This is a genomic window from Kordiimonas sp. SCSIO 12603 (genome assembly GCF_024398035.1).
Taxonomy (GTDB): Bacteria; Pseudomonadota; Alphaproteobacteria; order Sphingomonadales; family Kordiimonadaceae; genus Kordiimonas.
In genome coordinates, this window is sequence record NZ_CP073748.1 from 111393 (window position 1) to 124502 (window position 13110).

General features: G+C 46.4%; 10 protein-coding genes. 8 read left to right on the forward strand and 2 right to left on the reverse strand.

Annotated features, from left to right (window positions below; translation table 11 throughout):
- Positions 1 to 18 precede the first annotated feature (18 nt).
- Complete coding sequence (locus KFE96_RS00420; protein WP_255834044.1) at positions 19 to 885, forward strand: alpha/beta fold hydrolase; 867 nt, start codon at positions 19 to 21, stop codon at positions 883 to 885.
- Between the two features lie 61 nt (positions 886 to 946).
- Positions 947 to 2059, forward strand: coding sequence for a DUF2817 domain-containing protein (locus KFE96_RS00425; protein ID WP_255834046.1), 1113 nt, complete (start codon positions 947 to 949; stop codon positions 2057 to 2059).
- Here KFE96_RS00425 and KFE96_RS00430 read toward each other — a convergent pair.
- Positions 2052 to 3074 (reverse strand): LacI family DNA-binding transcriptional regulator, encoded by a 1023-nt coding sequence (locus KFE96_RS00430; protein ID WP_247017875.1) that lies wholly within the window; start codon positions 3072 to 3074, stop codon positions 2052 to 2054. The two genes, KFE96_RS00425 and KFE96_RS00430, sit on opposite strands and share 8 nt — an antisense overlap.
- 121 nt (positions 3075 to 3195) lie before the next feature.
- On the opposite strand from KFE96_RS00430, the gene KFE96_RS00435 reads away from it, so the two are divergent.
- From KFE96_RS00435 to KFE96_RS00450, 4 genes are all read left to right on the forward strand, one after another.
- Positions 3196 to 4524: an MFS transporter gene (locus tag KFE96_RS00435; protein ID WP_255834047.1), complete on the forward strand. Its 1329-nt coding sequence runs from the start codon at positions 3196 to 3198 to the stop codon at positions 4522 to 4524.
- Positions 4525 to 4744: 220 nt separating this feature from the next.
- Entirely contained in the window at positions 4745 to 7351 is a 2607-nt protein-coding gene (locus KFE96_RS00440) for a TonB-dependent receptor (RefSeq protein WP_255834048.1), read from the forward strand.
- A gap of 169 nt (positions 7352 to 7520) precedes the next feature.
- Positions 7521 to 10091, forward strand: coding sequence for an exo 1,3/1,4-beta-D-glucan glucohydrolase (locus KFE96_RS00445; RefSeq protein WP_255834049.1), 2571 nt, complete (start codon positions 7521 to 7523; stop codon positions 10089 to 10091).
- Positions 10092 to 10187: 96 nt separating this feature from the next.
- A complete protein-coding gene (locus KFE96_RS00450) occupies positions 10188 to 10715 on the forward strand; it encodes a hypothetical protein (RefSeq protein WP_255834050.1) in 528 nt (175 codons plus the stop codon).
- A gap of 3 nt (positions 10716 to 10718) precedes the next feature.
- Here the strand turns inward: KFE96_RS00450 and KFE96_RS00455 are convergent, their stop codons facing one another.
- Entirely contained in the window at positions 10719 to 11477 is a 759-nt protein-coding gene (locus tag KFE96_RS00455; protein ID WP_255834051.1) for a GlxA family transcriptional regulator, read from the reverse strand.
- A gap of 283 nt (positions 11478 to 11760) precedes the next feature.
- Here KFE96_RS00455 and KFE96_RS00460 point away from each other — a divergent pair, with 283 nt between their 5' ends.
- Positions 11761 to 12306: a cysteine hydrolase family protein gene (locus KFE96_RS00460; RefSeq protein ID WP_255834052.1), complete on the forward strand. Its 546-nt coding sequence runs from the start codon at positions 11761 to 11763 to the stop codon at positions 12304 to 12306.
- A gap of 23 nt (positions 12307 to 12329) precedes the next feature.
- Complete coding sequence (locus KFE96_RS00465) at positions 12330 to 12977, forward strand: glutathione S-transferase C-terminal domain-containing protein (RefSeq protein WP_255834053.1); 648 nt, start codon at positions 12330 to 12332, stop codon at positions 12975 to 12977.
- The last annotated feature ends 133 nt before the right edge of the window (positions 12978 to 13110 follow it).

The window sequence follows — 13110 nt, forward strand, 5'->3', positions numbered from 1 at the left end:
CGTTAAGGGAGTAGAGTGATGTATATTCAGGTCAACGGTGTGAAACTGTTTGTAGAAACTGTTGGGGCAAAACTTGGTTTCCGTGGTGATGAAACTATAGAACGTCCAACAATTCTGCTGCTGCATGGTGGCCCCGGATTGGATCACTCTGTCTTCCGCCCTGCTTTCGAACCCCTTTCTGAGCATGCTCAACTAGTGATGTATGATCACAGAGGTTCCGGCAGAAGCGAAGATGGCCCAAAATCACACTGGCATATGGACCAGTGGGCCGATGATGTGGCTGGCGTTATTGAAACGCTTGATCTTCAGAAACCCATTGTACTCGGTACGTCCTTTGGCGGTTTTGTAGCACAGCGCTTTGCCGCAAAATATCCAGACTTATTGAGTGGGTTGGTTTTGATGGCTACCACCTACAAACCACAAATTGAAGCTACACTTGAGCAAATCCTGCTTGCAGGCGGCATGCACGCTTCAGCAGCAGCCAGCGATTTTTTCACGGACGCCGAACGTCCCGGCGTGGTTGAAAAATACTTTGAAACCTGCCTGCAATATTATGCCTATAAAGGCATAGACGCTGAAGCGATGGCTCGTATCCCCCCCAGACCTGAAGTGATGATGCATTTCTTCCGAAAGAGTGGTGAGATGTACCAATGTGATTTCTCGGAAGACTTAAAGAAAATCAATGTACCCACCCTGCTCCTTCACGGCGAAAAGGATGTGATTTTCCCACCAGCACTTGCGGAAGAAACACTTAATCTATTGGCAGCAGAGCGAAAACACCTGGCGCTATTTAAAGAAGGTGGCCATCTGCTTGAGCAAGATGTCCCCGATGATCTTGTTCAGACAATCACAAGATTTTTCGAGCTTAAGCTGCCTTCAGGTTAAAGCTCCAACTTCTTTCTATTTCGTTTTCTTGGTTTCAGGATGTTTCTGAAAGGCTTTTGTTATGGCTTATCCACATGAACAGTATTTTTCGCAGGACTATTTTTCAGCCCGTAAAAAGTTCTTAAAGGCCGCTTCACAGCAAAATCTTCAAATCAAAAGCTTCCTCCATCCAGAAAGTGTAAAATCAGATCGTGATTTTGCAATAGATGTCGCTATCGCTGGCGATTTAAATGCTTCCAGATTGATGGTTATAAACTCTGGTACACACGGCCTTGAAGGGCTTGCAGGTTCGGGCATTCAAACGGGCATTATAGATCAGCTTGAGAACTATAATATCAGCGATATTGCCCTTTGCTTTATTCATGCCCTTAACCCTTGGGGAATGGTTCATGCCCGACGCCAAAATGAAGATAATATCGACCTAAACCGCAACTTTATAGACTTTGCAGCAACATCCCCCGGCAATCTTTATTACGACCTGCTGCATGATAAGGTATGCATCCCCAACCTGTTTATAGACGGTACCGAAAACCCTACTGTACCGAAGCGCATCACCCGCTTCATTGATGCCCATGGCCTGCAGGCCTATCACGTTGCGCTCTTTCAAGGCCAATACACCCATGCAAACGGTATTGGCTTTGGCGGCTGGAAACCAAGTTGGTCACGCCGGATGTTTTATAAGATTTTGGAGGATTTTCAGAGAACTGCGGAACTGGTAACAGCTATAGATATCCACACTGGCCTTGGTGAATACGGTGAAGATATTATTATTAACAACAGCCCGCAAAATTCCACCGCTCTTCACCTTGCCCAACAGATATATAGAGAGAAGCTGGTTTCAATTTCTGAAGAAGGCGCACTTCCTTACAAAACAAAGGGAGACACCTTTTACGCGTTCGAACAAGCATTCCCGAACGCACTCAATATCCCTGTAGCACTGGAGTTTGGCACATCCTCGGTAGAGGACCTTATGCGTCTGCAAATTGAAGATAACTGGCTTATTCATCACGGGGACCTTCGTTCAGCCACAGGCCGGAGGATCAAAGATGAACTAAAAGACTTCTTCTATCCAAATGATCCTAAGTGGCGACAAAATATCTTCAGCAAAGCCAAGCAGCATATTGATGCTACCATATCTTTTATAAAAGATTTTGGGTCGCGTTCCTCTATTTAGACCCTATTACCGGCGCATTTGTTGTTGAACGCCGCATAACAAATTCAGATTCTAGAATTTGCGGCTCGTAAAACTCTTCATCATCTGAATTTCTGAGATCGAGAATACGCTCCACCGCAAGTTCAGCCATTTTCTCTACGGGCTGATGAATAGTAGTGAGGCTTGGAGATATAAGTGTCGCAATTGCAAGATCATCAAACCCTACGATTGATAGATCTTCCGGCACTCTGATCCCGAACTTATTGGCTATGGTAATAACGCTCGCGGCCATTTCATCATTTGATGCAAAGATAGCAGTAGGCCTATCAGGGTTGCTTAAAATACCGATGGCACAGTTAAGGCCGCTTTCAAATGTATAATTCCCAACCCGCGTCCATTCCGGGTTAATGGTTAAGCTATGTTTTTTCATACTATCTGTGAAAGCCTGATGCCGCTCAATAGCATCAGCGTGGTCAGGATCACCTTTGATAAACCCAATCTTGCTGTGCCCCAGAGAAATCAGATAATTCACAAGAATAGAGGCTGCCTTATAGTTATCGATACCAATTGAGGCTGTACCTTCATAATCTTCACTAGGTGAAATACGAACCACAGGGATATTACGTTTAGCCAGCGCATCCAGCACTTGCGGATTGTCACACACAGGTGGCGCCAGGATAACGCCCTGCAGGCTCAAAGTATCGAGGAAACGGTCTATCCCCTCTTTATTATCCTGATTAAACAGTTCCACCACCAAGTGGTATCCGGCACGCTGGCAAGCCTTCATTGCACCGCGCTGCATATCAGACAGATACCCACCACTTGGATCATCAAACAAAAGGCCTATCAAAAAAGATTTTTCACCACCCAGCGACCGCGCATAAAGATTAGGTTTATAATTGAGCGCAGCCACTGCCTGAAGCACAGCATCCTTCTTTTCCGCTTTGACGTATTTTTCATCGTTCAAAACACGGGAAACCGTTGAAACTGATACACCAGCTTTACGCGCTACATCTGTGATGGTGATTTTTGACAATATACTTTCCAGCCAAACTATGGATCAAAACTCTATGAAAACGCTTTCATTTATGCTTAGCTTAGAGGTGTAGTTTAGAGGAAAGTCAATAAAAATCAGTATTTTCTACATGGGAAAAATTTTGCAGAACTCAAATAAACTCCCCTGGAAAACGCGGCTTGGATATGGCCTCGGTGACTATTCCCTCAATATCTTTTGGCAAGGCACAGCCTTGTTTTTATTTTACTTTTTAACGGAAATCAGCGGTTTCAGCCCTTATGATGCAGGGCTTCTTATCAGCCTTAGTATTCTATGGGATTTAATCACTGACCCTCTAACCGGATATTTTGCTGAACGCCTTAAAACTGATAACCCCTATCTGAAAATCATCAAATACACGGCTCTGCCGCTTTGCCTGAGTTTTACATTACTCTTCAGTGCTCCACAGCTACTAGATCCAGAATATAGTAGCTTTATAACATGTCTCCTTGTGCTGCTCTTATTCAGGACACTATATACGCTCATATCAATTCCTTATTCTTCACTCACTATCCAGCTAACAAGCGATACACGCGAAAGAAATAAACTTGCGGGAATCCGAATGTATTTTGGCTTTCTGGGAGGTATGAGCGTTATTGTTATTCTAACTGCTGCACAAGATTTAGGGGTAAACGCTAAAAGCTTTTCCAGCGCGGTCGGCATATGCTCAGCCATTGCATTTCTGGGATTTCTCCTGTTTTACCACACTACAAAGCAAGCGATTAAGGTTACTGCCCCTATAAGCGCTCGACAGACGATTCCACTGAAACACACATTTACTGCATTTCGAAAAAACCGAGCTGCACTCATCCTGATTTCTATGATTGCAGGCGTTACCTTTGGCCTGAGCTTTATAATGGCAACTATTATTCACTATTTTGAATATGCTCTGGAGATGCCTCAATATGCTGGGTACGCACAAGCAGGATTTATTGGCATTGCGCTGATCGCTATCCCGCTTTGGTCCTGGGCCAACAACTACTTGGGTAAGAAATATACCTGGGTACTTGGTACATTTATCACTTGCTTGGGATTGTTCACACTAGCTTCTATGCCATCCTCACCCGTGCTTGCTGTCACGGCCTATACAGTTACCGGATTTGGTAGCAGTCTCTACGGCATTTCAATCTGGACTATGATTCCAGATACGGTGGAATTCGGAGAGCACCGAACAGGTGTACGACTCGAATCGAGTATTATCGGCATTGTCTCAGCATTCCAAAAACTCACGATAGCTGCTGCATCCTTTGCTTTGGGTATCTTGATGGAATGGGCGTCACCTTCTGTAGAATCCGCTCTAAACCTTGAGAAAATCGCGCTTATCGTAGCAATCATTCCAGCAGCCACAATCATTCTATCAGCTATTATGGCGCAATTTTACCCTGCTTACGAAACTGAGCATCAAAAAATAGCGCAACAACTCACAACCTAATTTTCACACTCAAAACTGATGCATTTTTGCACATTATTTTCTGAAAATATTTTCAGAAACACTTATGTATAATATTTTATCTATAAATTTCAATTACTTAATATTTATGAAATCGCTTTCAGATAATATTTGACAAGTCTATCCCCACTACCTACCGTTTAGACACTTCGCCACCGTATGCCTGAAACAGATATGCGGATGCGAGGAACGGGAGGAAATTATGAAAACAACAAACCTACTGGCTGCAGCAGCGATTGCTACAGCTGGCATCGCGACCCCGTCCCACGGGGTGCAACAGGCTTCAACTGACGCCCCAGAGGAACTCGAAGAGATCATCATTACCGTTGATCGTAGAGCGCAGTCCCTTCAGGATGTGGCCAGCTTGGCACAAGCGTTCAGCCAGGAAGACCTGAAGAAACTAGGGATCGGATCAGAACTAAGAAACCTGACCGTTGCCATTCCGGGAGTTAACATCTCCAACCAGGAAGGTAACATTGAAATCTTTATCCGTGGTGTTGGTACATCCAACAACACTGAGCTTGGTGATCCATCTGCCGCAACACATATCAACGGTGTATATATCCCTCGACCACGCGGGCTTGGCGCTATGTTCTATGATCTGGAACGCGTTGAAGTAAACAAAGGCCCGCAGGGTACAACACGCGGCCGTAACGCCGTAGCAGGCTCGATCAACCTTATCACAAAACGCCCGGTTCTGGGTGAAGTGGAAGGCTATATCGAAGGTGCACTCGGCAATTTCGATTCTCGCGAATTCCAGGGTGCTATCAACCTACCAGTTGGTGATACTTTCGCGGTAAGAGCATCTGCATTCACCGAGTATCACGATTCATACTTCAACAATGCTGGCCTTGATCAGAACCTGACACCAGCCGGTGTTGAAGATGAGGTTGCTTTCCGTCTCTCTGGCCTTTGGGAACCAAATGATCGCCTATCCGTATTCCTGATGGCTGATTATGGTAAAGAAGGTGGTACAGGTTATCCTGGCGCAAACCTATTCACCGCTTTCCAAGCCGGGTTTGATTTCGATGATCTGGATGCTCGCGACACAGTTAACCGCGGCTGGCAAGGTGAACTTGATAGCCAAAACTACGGTTTTCAGGCACAGATCTCATACGAATTTGATGGTGTAACTGTTACTTATTCTGGCAGCCGCCGCATCGTTGATTTTGAACAAATCAACGCACAAACAGATGGTATCGCCTTCCCTGGCCGCGATCTGGCAGCTGTTGATTACGATAACTTCGGTAACGTTTTCTGGGATACAAATTCCAAATCAAGCGTACATGAACTGTTCTTCTCATCTAACGATGAAGATTCTCGCTTACAATTCTCTGGTGGCCTTTTCTACTTCAACGAAGATCAGGATACAGGCTTCTTCTCAACAGCGGACAACGGCTTCTGTTGTTTCTCTGGCGTAGAGTTTACAACAGTAACAGACAGTAATTCTAAAGCTGCTTTTGCAGATATTACATACGCCCTCACTGATAACTTCCGCATCAAGGGTGGCCTGCGCTACACTGATGAAGAGAAATCACGTGTTGGTGTTGGCGGTAACTATGCTCTTATCGCTGGTGGTGATGGCTTCGCTTGTTGCTTTAGTGCACGTTTCTCAACACCTGGTTTTGTACCAGCATTCCTTGATCGCCCGTCGCTTACACCACCGACCAACGGTAACCCTGTTGATCAGGCGCAGTTCCTTCTGGATGGTGTAACAAGCTTTGGCTTCCGCGATACTCTTGATGATCAGCTTCAGGCAATCATCAACGCTGGCGGCAACAATGCAGGTGCATGTCTAGACAGCCCAGTGAACGATGAACGTATCGATAACGGGTTCGTTGTGTGTGGGCCAGATAATACATTCAGCTTCCTTACTGTAACCACTCCTGGCCGCCAGGAAGGTACATTTGAGGCTGATTTCCTCGATTGGCGTGTTGGCTTCGAATATGACTATGGTGAAGATGGCCTTCTATATGGTTCCGTAACTACAGCTCATAAATCTGGTGGCTTTAACGATAGCCTTCCGGGCCCTGATGGCGGTGTTCTAAACGGTATTACTTTCGATAATGAAAAAGTAACATCGTTCGAACTTGGTACGAAGAATGTGTTTGATCTGAACGGTCACCGCGCAATCTTGAATGCTTCCGCTTTCTACTATCTCTATGATGATCTAGTGCTTCCTACGCAGGTATCACTCGGCGGTGAAGGTTCAAACGTTGGCCTTTCACAGCAGAATGTGAACATCTCTGACAGTACAGTTCTTGGTATCGAAGTAGAATCAGCGATTGAACTGGGTAATGGCTTCAACTTTGGTGCAAATCTTCTGTATCTGGATACAGAGATTAAAGACGGTGTTGTTTCTGATTTCCGTGCTCAGGATTTCGGCAACTTCGCTAATACACCAGAAGCTGACCTGTCTGGTAACCGTCTTGCGCTTGCATCGAAGTTCACAGCAATTCTTCGCCTCGGACAAACAATTGATCTTGGCGCTGACAGCTTCGACTGGCTCGTTCTGGCAAACTACCGCTCTAGCTATCACCTAACTCCGTTTAACCAGCAGGACATTCAGTTCCGCGACGGTACAGTAGGTGATGCAGCGAGCCTTGGTTTTGCTGACGAACAAGATGGCTATGTTCAGGTTAACGTAAACGCTGGTTACAGCTTTGAAAACGGCGTTCGTGTTGAAGGTTATATCACTAACCTCTTCAATATTGATGCTTCAACAAAGTCTATCCAGGGTCCGAACCTGAACCTTAGGTTCCTTAACCTTCCAAGAACTGCGGGCGTACGCATCCGCACTTCTTTCTAAAAACTCAGAGACGTGGGCCACTGTATCGAGCGGGGCCGGCCCACCCCCTTAACATCCTCCTCTCACGGATTTAAGGGTTTCCTAGGGAGAGATTTTTATCTCTCCCTTTTTTTATCCGCTTAACAACGACTATCTCAGTGATAGAGTTAAATTTTCAGGGATTAAAAGCATGTTGCAAACACACACACTCTTTAAAGCAGCATCCATCTTGGCACTCAGCGTAGCAGCTTCGGCACACTTGAGTAAAGCAGATGCCACAGTTGATCAAATGCAAGAAATACACCCTGAAGTCTGGCCTAAACTCACTTCGCCAATCAAACATGATCAAGCACTTGAAGACCGTATCAGTGTAATCATGGCGAAAATGTCTATTGAAGATAAAGTAGGCCAAACCATTCAGGGTGAACTTAGGCACCTAACCCCTGAAGACGTAAGAAAATACAGGCTCGGTTCAGTACTAAATGGCGGCGGCTCTCAACCATATGGAAAGAAGATTGCCACACCAGAAGACTGGCTACGCCTTGCAGATGAATTCTACGATGCGTCCATGGACACATCAGAAGGCGGCATTGCCATTCCTATTTTGTGGGGAACAGATGCAGTGCACGGCCATAATAATGTTAAAGGCGCTACTATTTTCCCGCACAATATTGGGTTGGGAGCAGCGCGGAACCCAAATCTTATTCGCCAGATTGGCCATGCTACAGCACGTGAAGTGCGTGTAACAGGGCAGGAATGGTCCTTCGCGCCCACCCTTGCGGTCGTGCGGGATGATCGGTGGGGTCGCACCTATGAAAGCTACTCCGAGCACCCCCAAATTGTTGCAGACTATGCGAAAGCCATGGTGGAAGGCATTCAGGGTGCGGCCAACACTGATACATTCCTTACCGGCGATCATGTGATTGCATCTGCTAAGCATTTCCTTGGAGATGGCGGCACTGATGGCGGCAAAGACCAGGGCGATAATATTGACAATGAAGAAACCCTCCGGGATATCCATGCTGCCGGCTATGTGACAGCACTTGATGCTGGGGTTCAGACTGTAATGGCATCCTTCAGCGGCTGGAACGGCAGGAAAATGCATGGCAGGAAAATGCTGCTTACTGATGTACTGAAGGGCCAAATGGATTTTGACGGTTTCATTGTTGGGGATTGGAACGGCCACGGACAAGTACAGGGCTGCACTAACGAAAACTGCCCTGAGACCTATAACGCTGGCCTTGATATGGTGATGGTGCCGGAAGACTGGAAAGCGCTTTATCATAACACCGTTGCACAAGTGAAAGATGGTACTATTCCGCTGGAACGCCTTGATGATGCAGTGCGCCGTATCCTCAGAGTAAAAATTCGCGCAGGCCTTTTTGATGGTGGCAAACCTTCAAGTCGGGCACTCGCCGCAAAAACCGAAGTTCTTGGGCATGCAGACCACCGCGCCTTAGCACGACAAGCAGTAAGAGAAAGCCTTGTTCTTCTGAAAAATAACGATGGTCTTCTACCTATCAAGCCAAACAGTACAATTCTTGTAACTGGCGACGGAGCAGATAACATCGGTAAGCAATCCGGCGGCTGGACCCTTTCCTGGCAGGGTAACGATAACCAGAACAGCGATTTCCCGGGCGGCACATCCATCTGGGACGGCATTAAAGAAGCAGCTGACAATAACGGTAGTAAAGCTACCTTGAGTGCCGACGGTTCTTATGCCGAAAAGCCTGACGTCGCTATCATAATATTTGGCGAAAACCCTTATGCCGAATTTCAGGGCGACCGGGATTATCTGGCATATGGTTCCAGTAAAAACAACGAGGTTGAGCTGCTCAGGAAATATCAGGCAGCGGGTATTAAAACTGTTGCCGTGTTCCTGAGCGGTCGACCTCTTTATACAACGCCTGAGCTGAATGCTTCAGATGCCTTCGTAGCGGCATGGCTGCCGGGCTCACAAGGCGCAGGCGTTGGTGACGTTATTCTTTCAGGCCAAGACGGAAATCCTTCCCATGATTTCAAGGGAAAACTAAGCTTCTCCTGGCCTGAAAGAGCTGATCAAGGCCCTCTGAACGTGGGTGATGAACACTATGCGCCGCTCTTTGTTTATGGATACGGTCTCTCATATACAGACAGCAAAAACCTCCCTATCCTGGAAGAATTTGCAGTGCCGGAAACGGCTAACAGCGATTACTTCTTCAATGATGGCGTCGTGTCACCGTACAAGCTTTTTGTAACAGCAGAACCAGCTTGGAGCCTGGAGATTGCGAACAATGGTGGTGAGCTTAAAGCTGCGGAACAGATCGCGGTAGAATTGGTAGACCGCAATGTGCAGGAAGATGCACGCCGTATCAGCTTCTCAGGCCAAGCCCAAGCCGCAGCAATGCTCAAAATCTTTGATACACTTGACTTAAGTCGCGAAACCAATGGCGATATGCAGCTTGGCATGACTATTCGGGTAGACAGCAAACCAGAGGGCCCCGTTTATCTGGGCATGGGCTGCGGCAACGAATGTTTTGGCGGCGTTGATATCGCGGAGCGCCTATCAAACTTCACTACTGGAGAATGGGTCAACATCAACGTACCTCTCAAATGTTTCCGCGCTGCAGGTGCTAATATGGAAAAGCTGGAAACACTATGGCGTGTTGGTACCGATAAACCCTTTGCTTTCACTATCAACAAAATAGGGCTTGTACCGCCGCAAGCAGACTTAAGTTGCCCACCTATAATCAAAAAAATAGACGGGATAAAACAAGACTAAAGCACCATAACGGTCAATCGGTCGGGCTGGTTTGCCGGAATTCTCATAGTGTGCGATACTCTATCGGTGTCGCACACAGGGATTAAAGGCCATCAGATGAAACACCGTTCAGCTGCTCAACGTATTTTCGTGATAACGATGATATTGCTTTCCGTGCCACTTGTAGCCATGCAGTTCACAACTGAAGTAAACTGGAATGCGGGTGATTTTATGGTAGCCGCTATTCTCATTGCTGGTGCTCTCTGCACCTATGAATTTATGATCTTGAAATCCAGACAATATTACTACCGTATTGCCGCAGGTTTATCAGCCCTCAGTTTTTTGCTCTTGGTTTGGGTAAACCTTGCTGTTGGGATTATTGGCAATGAAGGTAATCCGGCCAATCTGGTATATTTTGGTATACCTATCGCTGCAGTGGTTGGTGCCTTGATTAGCCGTTTCAAACCTACGGGGATGAGCTACACACTTATTGCCACCGCTCTCTTACAAGCAGCGATAGCTCTTACAGTATATCTGGCAGGCTTGGGGCAGATATTCATTTTATCAGCCGGGTTCATAGCTATTTGGCTGGTAGCCGCATGGTTCTTCAGAAAAGCGGCCACACCAACACCGTCACTCCCCTAATACTCACGCCCCCGAAGAGATGGCAAAACGTGCCCGGTAATCTCTCGGCGTTAATCCCATTACCTTATGGAATATCCGGCGAAATGCGCCCGGGTCCTGGTAACCCACCTGCCACGCGATCTGATCTACACTTTGGCTCGTAAGTTCCATCAATTCTCTCGCTTTCCCGATTCTAAGGTGCTGCAAATACTCAGATGGACTAAAGCCTGTGGCCTGCTGAAAACGGCGTATGAAGGTGCGACCAGACAAGCCGGAAAACTCTGTCATTTCCTTCACTGTAACTGCCTCCGCAAACCCAGACTGGAGCCACTGCTGTACTTTTAGAACTGCACTATCGCCGTGAGACAGAGAAGGCGAAAAAACACTATAAAAACGTTGTTCTCTTTCACCGGGATCAACCAATAAAAATTTCGCCGTTTTGAGCATAATGGCTGGTCCTAAAAACCTATCTACCAGCTTAAGCCCCAAATCAATCCATGCCATAACGCCGCCAGCGGTGATAAGGTCGCCGTCATCCACCAGCATGCGCTCAACATTCAGTTCAACATCAGGGTAGCTGCTTTCAAATTGGTTTGCCAAATCCCAATGGGTGGTAGCTGTACGCCCATCAAGCAAACCTGCTTCAGCAAGCAGGAAAGCACCAGCACATACCGAACACATTAAAACACCGTCGCCATATAACTTCTGAAGATCAGCTTTGAATATACCAGCGGTACTGAGAATATCTCCATGCAAACTTGGCGGCAGGATAAGGGCAGACAAAGGGGCACACTTTTGGGCACACAGTTCGGTCAAAACCTCTATTTTCAGGGGTCTGTGCCCATTAGTGTGCCCAGCCTCGCTATGAAGTCTCTCAGCCGTTTCAAACAGATCCAAAAGCCCATAAACCGCCGCATTTTGTGCCCCGGGATATTTAAAAATACCAATATGAATGTCAGATGATGCCACCATATGGCACATTTAGCATGAAATATGTCACATATGCCAATCCTCAAATCATCTCAGGCTTCTTATTTTAGCTTTCAAGCAATAAGGAGACCCTGAAATGAGCAATCAAGCCCTCATCATTATCGATCTGCAAAATGATTATTATCCCGGCGGAAAATGGGAACTACACGGTATCGAACAAGCTTCTGAAAACGCTGTAAAAATTCTTTCTAATGCTCGGGAAAAGAACCTCCCTGTTTTCCATGTGCATCATGAATTTCTGATGGAAAACCCACCTTTCTTTGCTCCTGGAAGCGAAGGTGCCAACATTCATGAAACGCTGAAGCCAATGGACGGAGAGACAACAGTTCTCAAGCATCAGGTAAATGCTTTCCGCGACACCAATCTTAAAGAACTCCTTGATGAAAAAGGTATTGAAGAAATAACCATTATCGGTGCCATGAGCCACATGTGCATTGATGCCGCCACACGTGCAGCCGCAGATTACGGCTATCAGGTAACAGTGGTTGAAGATGCCTGCGCCTCCCGCGATTTGGAGTTTGAAAACAAGACCGTGAAAGCGGAAGATGTTCACGCAGCCTATATGTCAGCTCTCGGTTTTGCATACGCGAATGTGATCTCCACCAAAACTTATTTAGGTTAATGAGTTAGAGGAAAGGAAACCCCATGCCTGCAACACTTTACCATGCGCCTCTCGCCTGCTCACTAGCTGCTCGTTTCGCAGCCGCTGAAGGTGGCGTACCGCTTGATATTGAATACCTGAACTTGCGCACCAAAGAGCTGGAAACAGGTGGTTCATTTCTTGATATAAACCCGCTTGGGCAAGTTTCTGTGCTCAAGCCAGAAAACAGTGCAATCATCACTGAAACTGCAGCTACGATTTTGTGGATTCAGTCTCAATCAGAAAACACTTCTTTTCGTATAGACCCGTCCCATCCAGACTATTTCCAGATGATACGCTGGCTTGGTTTCTGCGCCACAGAGCTGCACAAACAAATCTTCCGTATCGTTTTTTATGGCGAAGCAACGGATGACGTGAAAGACCGAATCCGAGGTCTGGCCCCGCAGCGATTTGAATTTCTCGACAGGCATCTGGCAGACAAGCCATATTTGCTCGGCGACCATTTCACGGCAGCAGATGCTTATCTTACATGGTTTTTCGTTTTATCGGACCGTGCTCAACTTGACGCTTCAGGCTATAAAAACCTAAGCGCATACAGTGAACGTACATTAAGCCGTCCGCTTATTGCAGAGCTTATCATGAGCGATACTGCAAAAGACGAAGCAATGAATCAGCAAATTCTACCCAAATAGCCAAAAGCAATAACATCTACTTTATGGTGTTATTGCTTATCTCATTGATATTTTAGTTAAAACAAATTTAAATCAATTGCTTCAACAACTTATATAAGTTGTTCCAAAAACTTCCCACATTTTTGCCACAATC

Coding starts and splice junctions, on each gene's coding strand:
- KFE96_RS00445 (WP_255834049.1), top strand. CDS start 7,521: ATGTTGCAAACACACACACTCTTTAAAGCAGCATCCATCTTGGCACTC.
- KFE96_RS00460 (WP_255834052.1), top strand. CDS start 11,761: ATGAGCAATCAAGCCCTCATCATTATCGATCTGCAAAATGATTATTAT.
- KFE96_RS00440 (WP_255834048.1), top strand. CDS start 4,745: ATGAAAACAACAAACCTACTGGCTGCAGCAGCGATTGCTACAGCTGGC.
- KFE96_RS00420 (WP_255834044.1), top strand. CDS start 19: ATGTATATTCAGGTCAACGGTGTGAAACTGTTTGTAGAAACTGTTGGG.
- KFE96_RS00465 (WP_255834053.1), top strand. CDS start 12,330: ATGCCTGCAACACTTTACCATGCGCCTCTCGCCTGCTCACTAGCTGCT.
- KFE96_RS00450 (WP_255834050.1), top strand. CDS start 10,188: ATGAAACACCGTTCAGCTGCTCAACGTATTTTCGTGATAACGATGATA.
- KFE96_RS00425 (WP_255834046.1), top strand. CDS start 947: ATGGCTTATCCACATGAACAGTATTTTTCGCAGGACTATTTTTCAGCC.